Origin of the sequence: Dyadobacter subterraneus (genome assembly GCF_015221875.1) — a bacterium.
GTDB classification, from domain to species: domain Bacteria; phylum Bacteroidota; class Bacteroidia; order Cytophagales; family Spirosomataceae; genus Dyadobacter; species Dyadobacter subterraneus.
In genome coordinates this window covers 5617177-5633731 of record NZ_JACYGY010000001.1, presented here as the reverse complement: position 1 = coordinate 5633731, position 16555 = coordinate 5617177, and the positions used below count along the sequence as shown (strand labels likewise).

Sequence of the window (16555 nt, the reverse complement as noted above, 5' to 3'; positions counted from 1 at the left end):
TAATATGAATTTACTTCGGGCAAAAGGAATAAAGCGCACATATGGCGCCTTGCAGGTTCTAAAAGGAATAGATATTGAGGTCAATAGTGGTGAAGTTGTTGCGATCGTTGGCGCATCAGGTGCCGGCAAGAGTACACTGCTCCATATACTGGGAACGCTTGACAGACCGGACGAAGGACAGGTATTTATCGGCGATACCAATGTTTCAACTTTGGTAGAAAAAGATCTGGCCAGATTCAGAAATGAAAAGATCGGTTTTATTTTTCAGTTTCATAATCTTCTGGCGGAATTCACGGCGCTGGAAAATGCATGTATGCCGGGGTATATCAATGCGGGATTGAGTGAAAAAGAGATAAAGAAAAGAGGAGAGGAGTTATTGGGATTATTAGGTTTATCCGACCGGATCAATCATTTACCATCTCAACTTTCAGGTGGAGAACAGCAAAGAGTAGCCGTTGCCCGTGCTTTATTGAACAAACCTGCCATTGTTTTGGCAGATGAACCAAGCGGGAATCTGGATTCACAAAATGCTTTAGAGCTTCATCAGTTATTTTTTAAGTTAAGAGACGAACTGGGCCATACATTCATCATAGTCACTCATAATGAGGATTTAGCAGAGATGGCAGACCGGCGAATTGTGATGCAGGATGGAAAAATGTTGCAATAAAATACAGATAAGTAAACAAATTGTTAAATTTTTTTGTTTTAACTGTGACTTCCCCGATATGACCACGTCATAATGGAGAAGTTTTTCATAACGTTGAGTAAAGTAAATAGCCGTTCGGATTTTCCGGACGGCCATTTTTTTTGTATCGAAAAAATAATTTGAAATATTTTTAAATCCTGTGTGACCTGTCGATTTTCCGTCCGTCTTAATATCAAATTTCCTAAGGGTTGGAGATTTTCATAACGTTGAGTAAAGCAAACAGCCGTCCGGAATTTCCGGACGGCTGTTTTTTTGCCTAATTTATATGACTTGGGGATGATTACATCATTCCACCCATTCCACCGCCGTGACCGCCACCCATTGGTGCAGCAGCTTCTTCCGGATCGTCAGCAATTACACATTCTGTTGTTAACAACAAACCTGCGATTGACGCTGCGTTTTCCAAAGCAAGACGTGAAACTTTCTTAGGATCGATGATACCAGCTTCTAACAAGTCTGTGTAAACATTGTCCTTAGCATTGTAACCATAAGCACCAGCTCCTTCTTTCACTTTTGCAACAACAACAGATGGTTCCTGACCTGAGTTAGAAACGATTGTTCTCAATGGAGCTTCAAGCGCGATACGGATAATGTTGATACCTGTATTTTCGTCGTCGTTGTTTCCAACAAGTCCTTCAAGAGCAGAAGTTGCACGGATATAAGCAACACCACCACCTGCTACGATACCTTCTTCAACAGCAGCACGAGTTGCGTGCAATGCATCGTCAACACGGTCTTTTTTCTCTTTCATTTCAACTTCTGTCACTGCACCAATGTACAAGATGGCAACACCACCTGACAATTTAGCAAGACGTTCCTGAAGTTTTTCACGATCGTAATCAGAAGTTGTGTTTTCGATCTGCGCTTTGATTTGGTTAACACGGCTCTGGATGTCTTCAGAGTTACCTGAACCATTAACCAAAGTTGTGTTGTCCTTGTCGATAATCGCTTTTTCGCAAGTACCAAGGTAATCCAAAGTAACGCTTTCCAATTTGAAACCACGTTCTTCTGAAATTACAGTACCGCCAGTGATAATCGCGATGTCTTCAAGCATAGCTTTACGACGGTCACCAAAACCAGGAGCTTTAACAGCAGCTACTTTCAAAGCACCACGGATTTTGTTCACTACCAATGTAGCCAAAGCTTCTCCATCTACATCTTCTGCCAAAATAAGCAAAGGACGGCCAGTTTGAGCAACTGCTTCAAGAACCGGAAGAAGTTCTTTCATTGAAGAAACTTTCTTCTCAGAGATTAAGATAAATGGACGCTCAAGATCAGCTTCCATTTTCTCAGTGTTTGTAACGAAATATGGAGAAAGGTATCCACGGTCAAACTGCATACCTTCAACAGTTTTAACTTCTGTTTCAGTACCACGCGCTTCTTCAACAGTAATAACACCTTCTTTACCTACTTTTTCCATCGCTTCGGCAATCATATTACCGATTTCTTCGTCATGGTTAGCTGAAATAGTAGCAACCTGAGCGATTTCTTTTGAAGTAGAAATATCTTTTTTCTGTGTTTCAAGATTTTTAACAACAGCAGCAACGGCTTTTTCGATACCGCGTTTCAAATCCATTGGGTTAGCACCAGCAGCTACGTTTTTTACTCCGATAGAGTAGATAGCCTGAGCCAAAACTGTTGCAGTTGTAGTACCATCACCAGCTGAATCAGCAGTTTTAGAAGCTACTTCTTTAACCAATTGAGCACCCATGTTTTCGAAAGGATCTTTCAAATCGATTTCTTTCGCAACCGATACACCATCTTTTGTAATGCTAGGTGAACCGAATTTTTTATCAATAACTACATTACGACCACGAGGTCCCAAAGTTACCTTTACGGCGTCAGCCAAAGTGTCAACACCCTTTTTTATTTTATCGCGGGCTTCAATGTCAAAAAATATTTTCTTAGCCATTTCAATTTTTGATTTTAATTTTTTAAGATTTTAATTACCGAGGTTGTCAGATGACTAGCCAATGATAGCGTAGATATCTGATTCACGCATAATAAGGATATCTTTCCCTTCGTATGCCAGTTCAGTACCTGAATATTTTCCGTATAATACGGTGTCTCCTACTTTAACCGTCAAAGGCTCATCTTTTTTGCCTGGGCCAACTGCTACTACTGTACCGCGTTGTGGTTTTTCTTTTGCAGTATCAGGAATAATGATACCAAATGCTGTTTTTTCTTCGGCTGGGGCTGGTTCTACAAGAACACGATCAGCCAGAGGTTGTACGCTCACTTGTATTTCTGCTAAAGTTGACATAGATATTAAACGTTTATTTTTAAGTTGTCAGTATTGATATGACTTGCAAACATAAAGCACAATCTATGCCAGCACTTTTCGTCTGACATTTTTTCAGGAGCTGTCTGACAATTTTGTATGTAAACCTGCTTCGATATGAATTTTATAATAATGTATATGTCAGAGAAGTACATTCGTTTGGTATATCGTCAGAAATGACTAAATTTTAGCAGGCATCAAAACGGGCGAATACAATGACGAAGCTTAATAATGATTGGTTGACGGAAGGTATTTTTGATTTTGAATACAAAAAGTATGTGCTGATGGCATATCTTCAGCATATCGACGGTGAATTTAATTCAAATCGTCTTTATCCTTATTTACAGGAACTTAAACTGCACCTGGATTCCTGCCAGAATTTGCAGGCAAATAAAAATGCGATTCAGGGTTCTTTTCCTAAAAAGTTGAAAGGAATGGATCTGTCCGCCGCAAAACTTGTTTATGAAGATACGCTTCACGATGACGCTTATCTTTCTCAATTAAACTATATCCTTGATTTTGCTATTCCCAGATTCTCAAAATCCGTAGAAGAGGGCTCCGAAAAGTTTTCTGAGGTCGGAGAAAATATTAAAATTTCTCCTGTTGGTATTGTTCCGCTTCGCGTTGAGGAAGGTTATCTTTTTTTTCTGAATAATTACGAAAGAATGATTACCATTTTCAGATATGAGCTGGCACTTTATAACCAAATGCGGGAAAGAAGTTTGAAGACGGTTTTTGTGGATTCTGTGCGGATAAGTATCGGAACTACACTGGAACAAATAAAAATTGACCTGACACGAAGATTTCAGGCCTGGCCGAATCCAGCGACCTATATGATCCAGTCGAAATACGATTATCCGTTGAAAGAAACTTTGCTTCCGGTAGTTCAAAGGCTTATGGTGAAGCAAATGAATGTGGCATAAAAAAGATCGCCGTCGGCTTTCGGCTGGCGGCAATCAAACTTTATCTTCGAAAATATTATTATCAGGAAGTTGTTTTACTAATCCATTTACCAACTTCCGGTGCTACATATTCACTCATTTTGTTCAACAGTTCCTCAATATTATCACTTACCAAAAGCATTTCCTGATTTACAGGTTTAAGAAAACCTTTGTCGACCATTACCTGCGTTAAAGCTTTCAGCGAATCGTAAAAACCGTCAATATTTAATATAGCAATCGGTTTTTTATGAAGACCAAGCTGCGCCCAGGTCAGCATTTCGAAAAATTCTTCCATTGTTCCGAAACCACCCGGAAGTGCAATAACGCCGTCGCACAATTCATTCATTTTGGTTTTTCTTTCATGCATGGTCTCTACCAAAATTAATTCTGTTAAACCTGCATGCGCAATTTCTTTGGATTGAAGAAAATGCGGCAAAACGCCGATCACTTTTCCGCCTTCATTTAATACACCGTCAGCTACGGCGCCCATTAATCCGACATTGGCTCCGCCGTAAACCAGTTCTATATTTCTTTGTGCCAAAGCATGACCAAGTGACGTTGCCTGTTCCTGGTAAATGGAATCATTTCCAAAACTTGATCCGCAGAATACTGTAATCCTTTTCATGACTTATTTTTCTAACTGATAGTATTAAAAAAAATGCAGCTAATAAAGACAAATCGATCTGTCGATATTAGCTGCACGTAAAAACGTTACGTTTTTATTATTTTGTTGTATCAGCAGGAGCCGCTGGCGTGGTTGCTGCCGGGGCCGTTGAAGCAGGAGCTGATGGCAATTTCGCGCCAGGAACTACTGTGTTTTGTGCTTTTTCAATGTTTACACTGTTGATTCCACCAGCATCCGTAGCGCCACCGCTCGCAACGATGTAGGAAACAAGTGAAATTACGATAATACCCGTTGCCAATCCCCAGGTGATTTGTTCAAGCAAATCAGTGGTTTTTTTAACACCGAACATTTGTGCAGTACCCGCGCCACTAAATTCGCTGGAAAGACCTCCTCCTTTTGAATTTTGAACCAATACCACCAGAATCAATAATACTGCGACGATCGCAACCAGAATAATCAAACCCAAATACATGCCTTGTATATAATATAGAATGAATGAATACGCAATTAAAAAGTAAGTAGTAATTAAGATCGGCTGTGAATCAGTTCACTTAATTTTTTCGCAAAGTAATCCTTTTTTTCTGGTTTTTTCAAAATCAATTTTTGATAGATGTCAATTGCCTTGTCTGTTTTGCCCTGACGAACCAGAATTTTGGCAAATGCTTCTGTCTCAATTCCTCCCCCGAAAGAATCCGAAGAATTGGATTGTGCAACTCTTCCGGTAAGATCCAAAGCTAAAGGTTCTGCATTCATATCCTGTTTTATCGCGCCCATACGTGGGTTGTTTTTGATAAAACCTTCAATAATCTGCTGTTGTTTTTTCTGTAATTCTGAAATGCTGGATACAGGATTTACCTTTATTTCCCTGGATTCCAGTACTTCAAGAATATCTTCGCTTACCGTTGCAGGTAGTTCTTCCGTCAACACATCAACATTATTTGATGAAATTCCGGAATCATTTGCTTTGAATTTTCCTTCAACCAGCTGTTGAAGCGCAATCCTGCTCAGTGCATAAGCAGCCGCACGTGGGGTTGCATCATTTAAGTGGTCTGTATCCGTTTGAACTGATGCCTTGGCAAGCAAAGAATAAGAGATCTGACAATACGGAAAAGCCTTGATCGTCGCTTCAAGCTTTGGAATTACCGACACGTCGAGGTCGTTAGGGTATTTTACCAGACGACTAAACGTTTCCTTATCAACGATGGCCATTAAACCGTAATGTTTTGATTTTGAAAAAATAATAAGTGAATTTAAAACAAACAGGTTTCTCTTACCAGTCCGCAGCAGATTTGTTGAAGATTTGCTGAACAAGGTTTTCCTGAATTATGGGTAACAATCTCGATTCGTTCTGGTTAAGTGTTTGATCCTGAGGGAAGTCAGCGTAATATGTAAATGACTGATCAAAGTTTTTTGTTTCGTCTTTTGCATTCGTAAACCTTACCTGAACAGTTACATTCAAACGGTTAAGTCCTGCCTGGTCATTCGCTGTCGGAGCCGCCGCCAAAACATCATATCCGGTAATTGTTCCTTCCAAAAGAAGATCTCCTCCATTTTGCTGCAAAGTCAAATTGGTGTTTTTCTGGAAATATTCTTTAACCTGTTCTGTTAATTTTTGTGGCAGATCTGACGGTCCACCGGCAGTTGCCATATTAAAGTTAATAATCGTAAAAGTCTTGATATCAGGAGATAGACTCGTTCCCGTAAAAGAATAAACACCACAGCTCGAAATCAGAAAAGAAAGATTTACAATGAAAAACAACGTCAATATCCTTTTGGCAGCCAAAGAGGGCAGGTTTATTTTTCTCAATATTTTTCCTGAAAAATTCATTTTTGACATTTCAATTTTCATAACAAACTTTTACTCCTCGATATCGTATTGCTTGATTTTCCGATATAACGTACGTTCCGAAATTCCCAATGCACTGGCTGCGTATTTTCGTTTGTTATTATTTTTGCGCAGCGCCTTAATAATCATTTCCTTTTCCTTGTCTTCCAAAGAAAGGGATTCTTCCTCTGCCGCTACGTGCAGAACATCCTCAATTTCTCCACGCTCATCAGAATATCTGTCAAGATCAACGACTCTGGATTGCTGCGGCGGTGTAAGTAATCTTGTTGGCTCACTGGTTGGCGTTGAAATAACAGGTTCCGGATTATTAATAGAACTGAACAATTCCTGATGATCTTTCAAAATATCACCGCCATATTTTTCATTTTCCAATACGTTACGCACCAGCTTTTTAAGCTCGGTCATATCGCGGCGCATATCAAATAAAACTTTGTATAACAATTCTCTTTCAGAAAATGAGGTTGACGAATCTTCCCCCTGTCTAAGCGGAACAAGTGCTTTCCGGCTCGAAGGCTGCAACGGGTTCAGGTAATTATTTAACGTTGTTGCGTTGATCGGCAAATCCTTATCAGTTTCAAGAATCGTAATCTGTTCAGCAATGTTTTTAAGCTGGCGAATATTTCCCGGAAACTCATAACGCATCAACAATTCACGTGCGTCAGCATCCAGTCTGACTGCTTTTGTACGATATCTTTCAGAAAAATCATTGGTAAATTTTCTGAAAAGCAAAAGTACATCCTCACCACGTTCGCGCAAAGGCGGCACGTAAATCGGGACAGTATTTAAGCGGTAATATAAATCTTCACGAAATCTTCCATTGTTCACTGCTTCCAAAAGATTCACATTGGTGGCAGCCACTACGCGCACATTTGTTTTCAAAACTTTGGAGGAACCAACGCGGATATATTCACCGTTTTCCAGCACCCGAAGTAATCTGGACTGCGTACCCAAAGGCATTTCTCCAACTTCATCGAGAAAAATTGTTCCTCCGTTTGTTGTTTCAAAATAACCTTTTCTTGAATCAAGAGCACCGGTAAAAGCACCTTTTTCATGACCGAAAAGTTCGGAATCGATCGTTCCTTCCGGAATTGCGCCACAGTTGATGGCTATAAAAGGACCATGTTTCCTGGCACTGATACTATGTATAATTTTCGAAAACGACTCCTTTCCGCTTCCGCTTTCTCCTGTTATCAAAACGGTCAGATCTGTTGCCGCCACCTGAACCGCCACATTAATAGCATGATTCAACGCCGGCGACGTCCCTATAATCCCGAACCGGTTTTTTATTGCTTGTATCTCTGTTGGATTCATTAATAGCGATTGGCTGTTAGCTTATAGCAATTAGCCTTTTGTTGGTTAATGCAACGGACTATTCTTAATTATGCTAACTGTATTATTTCTTCCTCAACTACTGCTTTTCCTCGCAACGTGGCAGAGGTAGTATCTGTAATTAACACATTAACATAATCACCTTTTTTGAAATTTTCCCTTGGGAAAATAACCACTTTATTTTGATCACTTCTGCCCGAAAAATCCTGATCTGAGCGTTTTGAAGTGCCTTCAACCAAAACTTTTTGTATCGTTCCGATCAATTTCTGATTGCGTTCAGTAGAAATCCGCTGCTGTACTTCGATAATTTCTGCAAGACGTCTTTGTTTTACATCCGCAGGAATATCATCCTTGAATTTCTTCGCGGCAGGCGTTCCCGGACGTTCAGAATAAGAGAACATATAGCCAAAATCGAAACGTACGTATTCCAGTAACGAAAGCGAGTCCTGGTGTTCTTCTTCGGTTTCAGTACAGAATCCAGCGATCATGTCGTGTGAAATTCCACATTCATCACCAAGAATTCTCCGGATACTGTCGATTCTTTCCAGATACCATTCGCGGGTATAAGTACGGTTCATGATTTCCAGCACACGGCTATTTCCGCTTTGTGCCGGTAAGTGAATATACTTGCAAATGTTATCGTATTTTTTGATCGTATAAAGCACTTCATCCGTAATATCTTTTGGATGCGAAGTACTGAAACGAACACGAAGTTCAGGACTGATCAGCGCTACGCTTTCCAATAATCTGGCGAAAGAAACGATCTCGTTTTTGTTATTAGGATTTGCATATTTGTAGCTATCCACATTTTGTCCAAGTAAGGTTACTTCTTTATAACCATTGTCAAACAAATCCTGCGCTTCTTTTAAAATCGATTCCGGATCACGGCTGCGTTCGCGTCCTCTTGTGTAAGGTACCACGCAAAAACTGCACATATTATCACAGCCACGCATGATTGAAATTAACGCCGTGATTCCATTTGAATTCAATCTTACCGGAGAAATATCTGCGTAAGTTTCTTCTCTGGAAAGAAAAACGTTGACACCTTTTTGTCCTGTTTCGGCTTCTTCAACCAATCTTGGAAGATCGCGGTAAGCATCGGGACCAGTAACGATATCCACCATTTTCTCTTCTTCGAGAAGTTTGGCTTTCAATCTTTCTGCCATACAACCCAATACGCCGATGAGCATACCCGGTCTTTTTTTCTTATATACATTAAGCTGTTTCAGACGGGTTCTCACACGCTGTTCAGCATTATCTCTGATTGCACAGGTATTCAGGAATACAAGATCTGCGTTTTCTGCATCAGATGTTGTTGCAAAACCTGCTTCCCGCATTACAGAGGCCACAATTTCGCTGTCTGCGAAATTCATCTGACAGCCGTAACTTTCTATGAATAAACGTTTTTTACTGGTTATAGGCTCATTTTCCGAAACACGCACGGTCTCACATGCTTCTTTGTCCGTTTCGGTTAATATTTTTAATGTCTGCGCAATTCTGTTCTCCATTTGTCCGTGAAATTGAACGATGTGTATCTCTATGTTCGGAAGTCTTCTTATAATGATTTGTAATCACGATTTGTTCCGGGGACGAACTGCAAAGCTACAAATAAAACGGCATAAACTGACAAACTGGCAGAGAAGTTGGGTGTTAAGATTCGTTAAATTAGTTGAAAGCGGAGAATTGAAAGTTGAAAGTGTGGGGTAGGGAGGGTGGACGCTGTAATATAATTTGTATGATTAAAAGGGGTAGCCAACGCCCAGGTTTACGTTCAGGAAGTTTTCTTGTCTTCTGTTGAAAAGTTTGCTGAATTCAAGTTTGTCGAGGACGAATTTGCTTGTATACGGATCGTAAACTTTTGTTCCGAAATCGAATCTTAATATAAAAAACGAAAGGTCATAACGGATACCAAAACCGGTTCCGACTGCGATTTCTTTTACAAAGGTATCTGCTTTCAGTTTCTGGGCCTCGGGAGCAGATTTATTCAGGCTCCAGACGTTTCCGGCATCAATGAAAAGGGCATAATTGATATCTCCGAAAAATTTCGCGAGATGCCCGCGCCATTCCAGATTTCCTTCCAGCAGGAAATCTCCTGGTGCTTCAATGGATAAATTATTAGAGGTAATACGCGGAGCGGCCGAACCCGGACCAAGTCTGCGTGGCAGCCATGCTCTCAAACTATTGGATCCACCCGCAAAAAAGTATTTTTCGTAAGGCGGTACTTTGCTGTTTCCATAACTGTAAATGGCACCGGTATTTACCCTGGCAATAAACGAAGATCGTCTTCCGGTTGGCCAGTAACGGCGATAATCAATCGTTGCTCTCAGATATTTGTAAAATTGCAAAGTGTCTCCAAAAACATTTCTGATCCATTTTTCCTGGCCAGGTAAAACATTCAGACTTGTTCCACCAGATTCCATCGACGCCCGAAAGTAATGCGCATTTTTTTGGGGACCTATAATGGAATTTGTATTGTGAACGAAAGTCAGGTTAACGTCCGAAACAAAAGATTTGTTAAAACTGTATTTGAGGTTATTTCCCTGTTCGAACAATTCATTAAGCAGGTTCTGAAAAGCTGGCTGTATTTTCGTTGTGTTCAAAATGTTAAGATCAATAAAGGACAATGTCCATAAAGTCTTAACAGTTGGCTGCCAGGAATAGCTCATGGCAACTTTTACGTTTGTACGGGTATATTCCGGCCGTTCAACATAATTGTATCCCAAACCGATTTGCGTTCGTGGATTGTATTTAGCTGAGGTATTACGAAAAGAACGGAATGGAATTAATAGACGAGGAAAAGTCAACGAGGTATTCAATCCAATTTCCTGACTTTTATAAATTCCGCCATTTTCTACAAAACCGGGTACCAGCTCAATACCGGCACGTAAATTTGCTTCAAAGTTTTCCAAACCGTGAAATACATTCCGGATTTTATAAGAAAGGTTTGCAAAAGGTCCGGGAGCGCCCTGGAGCTGAATAACGTTCAGACCAACATCCGCCGAAACCTGATATTTTTCCAAAGGAATGGCCTGATAATGCACTTTCAGATTGTGTCCTGTTGAATCAAAACTATAATTTACAAACCGGAACTGATCGGTCAAGGAAAGCTGACGCTGCGTATCTCTTTCGTTTTTCTGACTGTAAAGCTGGCCGGGACGAACGACTATTTTGGTATCCAGAATCCTGGGCGCAAACTTTTTGTCGGCAAAAATATACTGGATTCCTTGTGAATAAACAGTGTCTTTTCTAAAAAGAGAATCCGGTAATCCAGCCGGAGGCAATACCTCAAAACGGACAGATTCAATGGAATAGGGAACCGGATTTTTTTCTTTTGCCGGCAAACTTACTTTTACATTTACATCAACTGTCCTGAAAAGACTATCGGTTTTTGGTTTGGTAATGGTATCATTAATCAGGAAAGTAACATTCTGACGGGAAAAACCGAAATAGCCCTGGTTGCGGAGCAAAGTTTCAATTCTTACTCTTTCTTCTTCAAAAGCATCACCATCGTATCTTTTTTTGCTGATCAGCATCGCATCTTTGGATGAGGATTTTAACAAACTGTCAATCATCTGGTTTCTTACCTGATAATTAATGTTGTCCAGAATCGTAGGACGGTTTTCATTAATCAGATATTTTACCTGAATCCGTTTAAAAGTGGTGTCGTTTTTATATGTGACCGTATTTTGAAAAAATCCATTATTATAAAGATACTTTTGCATCTTTTCAGCATTTTTTACTACTTCGCTCTGGATATAATAAACTGGTGCTTCTCCCAAAACACGCATCCAGAAATTGCCTTCATCGACCCTTTTTTGAGCACGGGCCAGTTTTTTGGCATATCTTCTCTGAATCTTTTCTAATTGTCTGATATTATTTTCGTGTAAACGCGATTCTTTCTGATAATTTTGCGTCACTTCGATAACCTTGCGCTGCTTTTCTTCTTTTTTGTAAAACAGCTCTCCAAACTGGTAAATTCCAACTTTTGGAAAAATGGGCAAACTGAGGAAACGGCTGTTGGGTCTCTGCGGAATAAGCGCATCAAGATCAGAATCACTGATGACTTTGTTACCTTTAAAAGTAGAAGTACCCAGAAAGTACTGGCCTGTCGAAGTGCTTGTTTTCCGGGCGCAACCTGTCACTCCCAGGAAGAAAAGGAAGAGATATCCGAAATATGTAACCCTACAACTAATATTCAATGTTGTCTAAAAATCGTGTAAAATATATTAATTCTCTGAAAATCAAGAAGTACCGCCAGCTTCACGAGGCTTTCATCGTTGAAGGTGCTAAAAGTGTGCTTGAATTGTTGGCTTCAGAGTTTGAAGTTGAATTTGTATTATCTACTCCGGATTTTCAACAAAAATACTCAAGTATTTTATCTGACCATAAAACTCTTGTGGAAACTGTCACGCCAAAAGAACTTGAAGGTCTGGGATTATTTCAAACCAATGATTCTTGTCTGGCTGTGGCAAAGACGAAAGATAACGTTTTTTTAAGCGCAGATATGCAGGAATATGCATTGATTTTAGATGATATTCGTGATCCGGGAAATTTGGGAACGATCATCCGCATTGCAGACTGGTATGGTGTGAAGAAAATAATCTGCTCGCCGGACACAACTGATTTTTACAATCCGAAGGTAATTGCTGCCAGCAAAGGATCTTTTACCAGAGTTAAAACTTACTATACTTATCTTCCTGAATTTCTTTCTGAAAACGGAAAAGATCGTACTATTATTGGCGCATTTTTGGATGGAGATTCAATTTATGATCACAAATTTTCTGCGGAAGGCGGTTATGTGGTGATGGGAAATGAATCCAATGGCGTAGGCCCGGAAGTTGAATCTTTTATTACGCATAGAATTACAATTCCGAGAGTAGGAGAGGCGGAATCTTTGAATGTCGGGATTGCTACGGCGGTGATGCTGGATAATATGAGGCGGATTGTTGGGTGAAGATTGTACTTTATAAGTAAGAAACTTATTTTCTTATTCGGAGTTTCCATACCTGTCGACGGCGGAAAAAGCCGTCCGAGGCGTATGGAAACTTCCCAATTTCCCAAAAAATAAATATCAAACAGGGAAAATAATTTTTTAAACCTACAAAACCTCCCCATCATGCGCAGCATGATGCGCGAGCTCCTCCGCATATTCCTTTCCCAAATACCCGTCAATAAAATAATGAGCGATGTACAGGATTGGCGTCAGCAAAATCGCAACAGAACCTTTGTATAAATAATTGATACTACCCACCGAAAGAATCTGTTTCATATCCCAGTTTCCAAAAACATAAAATGCAATTGTTAAAACCACGAAACTGTCGACAAGCTGGGAAAACATCGTAGAACCAGTTGCACGAAGCCAGATATGTTTGCTGCCTGTTCTTTTTCTCAACCAGGAAAAAACAAAAACATCCAGAATCTGACCCAAAAGAAATGCCACGATGGAACCGATCATAATCCCTAGTCCCTGATTGAAAATTTTGTTAAAGGCGTCGTTAATATTGAAATGATTGCCATGGCTGTCCGTGCTGTTCACATCCAGCCAGAATTGTGCAGGAGGTAATTGCGTGGCGAAATATATAGTTATGAAAGTATAAACAATGAAAATAGCTGTCAGATAGGAAATTCTTCTGACGCCTTTCGTGCCAAAATATTCATTAATAATATCAGAAGTAATAAAAACGACTGGCCAGTTTACAACCCCGGCTGTCATATTGAAATCCAGTTTGGTGCCTCCAATGGGTATTTGGGCAGGATTTACACCTAAGAGTGATTCAACTGAAAATATTTTTGTGCCGATGATTTCAGCGATAAGCGCGTTGGTCAGGAAAATTCCGCAAAGCACCAGAAAAAGACGTTGTCTTTTCTGCTCTGCTACTGATTGTTGAATCATGGAATGAGGAAGTGGGTTAGGTAGAAGGTTATGAAAAAAGCCAGGCGGAAATAAAAAAGCTTTCGGCAGTCAGCTATCGGCATTCAGATTTAAGCGACTAAATATTTTTCGCCCAAATCTGACGGCCGGTAGCCGACTGCCGAAAGCCTAATTCCCTATTACTTCTTCAACTGTACGGGTTGATAATACCCGTCTTGTTTCAAGAAAATATTCCAGTTTGTCCATCGCCTGGTTTAATTCGTCCAGTGTTGGAAGAAAAACAATCCGGAAATGGTCATCAGAAATATAATTGAAACCGGTACCAGCAACAACAAGTACTCTTTGTTCACTTAGTAAATCGTAAACAAATTTTTCATCATTTTCCAGACCAAATTTCTTCAAATCAATTTTTGGAAAAACATATAATGAACCTTTTGGTTTTACGCAGGTAATGCCCGGAATGGAAACCAACCTATCGTAGATCAGATTCATTTGTTTGTGTAATCTTCCGGTTGGAACTACGAGTTCCTTTATACTTTGATATCCGCCCAGGGCAGTTTGAATCGCATATTGAGTAGGAACATTGGCGCAGAGACGCATGCTGGCCAAAAGCAACAAACCTTCAACATAAGATTTTGCTTTCTGTTTAGCGCCGCTCAAAATCATCCAGCCGCCACGAAAACCTGCCGAACGGTAGTTTTTGGAAAGTCCGCCGTAAGACACACAAAGCGTATCGTGAACCATGGTACCCATTGGGTAATGAACCGCTCCGTCATATAATATTTTGTCATAGATCTCATCAGAAAAAATAATGAGCTTATGTTCTTCTGCCATTTTAGCGATGCGCATCAGCACATCTTTTTCATATACGGCGCCGGTAGGATTATTGGGATTGATCATTACAATTCCTTTTGTACGGGAAGTGATTTTACTTTCCATATCTTCCAGATCCGGATTCCAGTCGGCTTCTTCATCACATACATAATGTACGGGCGTGCCTCCGCTCAAAGCAATGGCGGCAGTCCATAAGGGATAATCCGGAGAAGGCACAAGAATTTCATCGCCAGGATTTATCAATGCCTGCATGGATAGCAGAATTAATTCACTGACACCGTTTCCAATAAAAATATCATTGATTTCAACATCCTGGATTCCGATGGTTTGGGTATAATGCATGACCGCCTTCCGGGCAGAAAACAATCCGCGTGAATCAGAATAACCTTGTGCATTACGGATATTCATGATGATATCATGCACAATTTCATCAGGAGAATCGAAACCGAATGGCGCGGGATTCCCAATGTTCAGATTATGAATTTTGAAGCCAAGGCTTTCCAGCTCTAATGCTTTTTCATAAGTAGCCCCGCGAATTTCATATTTGAGATTGTTAAGGCGCTGACTTTTTAAGAATTCCATGCGTTTTATTAGTAATGTACAGGGTTCAAATATATAAAAAAACGGGCAAAATTAAATTTTGCCCGTTTCAATTATTGTAAGAATAACTTTCGATTAGAACTTATCCCACCACAATTTAGTAGAAGCTAAATCTCCACCGATGGCAGTTGCCGCCGCTTTCAGGTTAGCACCGTTCAACGTTTGTTCGTTGATTGGATAAATGATACGAACCGGGATCTGAAGACCTGCCGGAGCACTTCCGCCTGTTGGAGGAAGCAACTTAGGGTAATCCAGTCTTCTCCATTCCACCCACGATTCCCATCCTCTGTTGTATAGCGCAAGCCATTTCTGGAAACCGATTTTTTGTTTGTAATCACCTGTGGCAGTAGCATAAGCAACTTTTGGCTGTGCAAGGTAAGTAGATGCATCAGCAGCTGTACCTCCCCAATATGTGATAGAAGCTGTTATTGCTTTGTTGTAATGATCTGCTGCATCACCTGTGATGAAACCTCTTTCAATGGCTTCGGCTAATCCAAATTCAACTTCTGAATAGTCCATGAATAGTCCTTCAAGCGTAGGGTCTACGATTTTGGTACCCACTTTCGAGAAATCTGCGTAAGTATTGGCAAAACCGTAGTTTCCTCCTTTATATACGCCTCCAACTGTTGTGAAGTAACTTGATCTTCTTGGGTCATTCAGTTCATTCATCGGATCAACAAAAACACTTGTAACAACATAATCCTGACGTGTTGTGTACAAAGAGTTAAGGTTTGCTGCTACTGGATTGTAATTAGGGGGCGTGCCAACATATGGAAAAGCCGCTTTATCAGTATTCGCTTTGAATACATTTGGTGCTGCTGCTGCGATAAGTGTTTTTGCTTTTGCAGCATCGCTGTCAGCAATGACAAGTGCAAGTCTTAGTTTCAAAGAATTACCAAATGCTCTCCATTTTGAAATGTCTCCTTTGTAAATCAAGTCTCCTGCGGCAAAAGCTGTTCCTGTTGTGTTAAGCTGGGCCAATGCAGCATCAAGACGATCTAAAAGAGAATAATAAACAGTTTTAGCGTCGTCAAATTTAGGTAGCGGATTCAATGGGTTCATTGCCTCAGTATAAGGAATGTCTCCAAAAGTATTCACGAGAATTGACCATGAAAGTACTTCAATAATCTCAATCTGAGCTAACTGGTTTGCTTTCGATTCAGCAGTAATTAATGGATCAGCATTGATCAGTCTTCTTGACTCAGTCAAATCAGAAATAACATCACGGTAAATGCTCTGCCATAGTGCCTGAGGAATTGCACGAGCAGTAAGGTTGTAACGCTGTTCATCAAGATACGTCGTTTCTGCCCATTGCTGAACGTACAAACGAAAGTTGTTATTACTTACGTTTGGTGTTGTAATCGCATCAATTAAACCTTTAAGTGAATTTGAAAACAATGTAACCGCAGGAACAACCGTAGCCTTCTTGGTGTCGACATTGTAATCGTCCAGACTGTCTACGCAACTGGTGAGCAGTATGAAGGAGAATAAAATGACTAGTGACTTTTTCATATTATTATT

Annotated in this window: 15 protein-coding genes; 3 read left to right on the top strand and 12 right to left on the bottom strand. The window is 40.2% G+C overall.

The window, feature by feature from the left end; all coding sequences use genetic code 11:
- Window positions 1-4: 4 nt before the first annotated feature.
- Window positions 5-667, top strand: a complete 663-nt coding sequence (locus tag IEE83_RS23565) for an ABC transporter ATP-binding protein (RefSeq protein ID WP_194122923.1) — start codon at window positions 5-7, stop codon at window positions 665-667.
- A gap of 319 nt (window positions 668-986) precedes the next feature.
- On the opposite strand, the gene groL is transcribed toward IEE83_RS23565, so the two are convergent.
- Both groL and IEE83_RS23555 read right to left on the bottom strand, forming a co-directional pair.
- Window positions 987-2618, bottom strand: a complete 1632-nt coding sequence (groL, locus tag IEE83_RS23560) for a chaperonin GroEL (RefSeq protein WP_194122922.1) — start codon at window positions 2616-2618, stop codon at window positions 987-989.
- Window positions 2619-2672: 54 nt separating this feature from the next.
- Window positions 2673-2969 (bottom strand): co-chaperone GroES, encoded by a 297-nt coding sequence (locus tag IEE83_RS23555; RefSeq protein ID WP_194122921.1) that lies wholly within the window; start codon window positions 2967-2969, stop codon window positions 2673-2675.
- 233 nt (window positions 2970-3202) lie between these two features.
- Between IEE83_RS23555 and IEE83_RS23550 the strand changes: the two genes are divergently transcribed.
- A complete protein-coding gene (locus IEE83_RS23550) occupies window positions 3203-3910 on the top strand; it encodes a hypothetical protein (protein ID WP_194122920.1) in 708 nt (235 codons plus the stop codon).
- A 61-nt stretch (window positions 3911-3971) separates the two neighbouring features.
- On the opposite strand, the gene IEE83_RS23545 is transcribed toward IEE83_RS23550, so the two are convergent.
- The 7 genes from IEE83_RS23545 to tamL form a co-directional block, all read right to left on the bottom strand.
- Window positions 3972-4553, bottom strand: coding sequence for an LOG family protein (locus IEE83_RS23545; RefSeq protein ID WP_194122919.1), 582 nt, complete (start codon window positions 4551-4553; stop codon window positions 3972-3974).
- A 97-nt stretch (window positions 4554-4650) separates the two neighbouring features.
- Window positions 4651-5025, bottom strand: a complete 375-nt coding sequence (secG, locus tag IEE83_RS23540) for a preprotein translocase subunit SecG (protein WP_194122918.1) — start codon at window positions 5023-5025, stop codon at window positions 4651-4653.
- A 53-nt stretch (window positions 5026-5078) separates the two neighbouring features.
- Window positions 5079-5762: a DUF8458 domain-containing protein gene (locus IEE83_RS23535; RefSeq protein ID WP_194122917.1), complete on the bottom strand. Its 684-nt coding sequence runs from the start codon at window positions 5760-5762 to the stop codon at window positions 5079-5081.
- A gap of 61 nt (window positions 5763-5823) precedes the next feature.
- The gene (locus IEE83_RS23530) at window positions 5824-6402 is read right to left on the bottom strand and encodes an LptE family protein (RefSeq protein WP_228101947.1); all 579 of its coding nucleotides are present in this window, start codon (window positions 6400-6402) and stop codon (window positions 5824-5826) included.
- Between the two features lie 9 nt (window positions 6403-6411).
- Window positions 6412-7710, bottom strand: coding sequence for a sigma-54 interaction domain-containing protein (locus IEE83_RS23525; RefSeq protein WP_194122916.1), 1299 nt, complete (start codon window positions 7708-7710; stop codon window positions 6412-6414).
- 68 nt (window positions 7711-7778) lie between these two features.
- Window positions 7779-9236, bottom strand: a complete 1458-nt coding sequence (gene miaB, locus IEE83_RS23520) for a tRNA (N6-isopentenyl adenosine(37)-C2)-methylthiotransferase MiaB (RefSeq protein WP_194122915.1) — start codon at window positions 9234-9236, stop codon at window positions 7779-7781.
- A gap of 231 nt (window positions 9237-9467) precedes the next feature.
- Window positions 9468-11927, bottom strand: coding sequence for a translocation and assembly module lipoprotein TamL (tamL, locus tag IEE83_RS23515; RefSeq protein ID WP_228101946.1), 2460 nt, complete (start codon window positions 11925-11927; stop codon window positions 9468-9470).
- Between tamL and IEE83_RS23510 the strand changes: the two genes are divergently transcribed.
- Window positions 11927-12682 carry a TrmH family RNA methyltransferase gene (locus tag IEE83_RS23510; RefSeq protein ID WP_194122914.1) on the top strand — a complete coding sequence of 252 codons (756 nt, stop codon included), beginning with the start codon at window positions 11927-11929 and terminating at the stop codon, window positions 12680-12682. The two genes, tamL and IEE83_RS23510, sit on opposite strands and share 1 nt — an antisense overlap.
- Window positions 12683-12826: 144 nt before the next feature.
- Here IEE83_RS23510 and IEE83_RS23505 read toward each other — a convergent pair whose 3' ends face one another.
- From IEE83_RS23505 to IEE83_RS23495, 3 genes are all read right to left on the bottom strand, one after another.
- Window positions 12827-13621 (bottom strand): queuosine precursor transporter, encoded by a 795-nt coding sequence (locus IEE83_RS23505; protein WP_194122913.1) that lies wholly within the window; start codon window positions 13619-13621, stop codon window positions 12827-12829.
- A gap of 147 nt (window positions 13622-13768) precedes the next feature.
- A complete protein-coding gene (locus tag IEE83_RS23500) occupies window positions 13769-15016 on the bottom strand; it encodes a pyridoxal phosphate-dependent aminotransferase (RefSeq protein ID WP_194122912.1) in 1248 nt (415 codons plus the stop codon).
- A 93-nt stretch (window positions 15017-15109) separates the two neighbouring features.
- Window positions 15110-16546, bottom strand: coding sequence for a SusD/RagB family nutrient-binding outer membrane lipoprotein (locus IEE83_RS23495; RefSeq protein ID WP_194122911.1), 1437 nt, complete (start codon window positions 16544-16546; stop codon window positions 15110-15112).
- Between the last annotated feature and the right edge of the window lie 9 nt (window positions 16547-16555).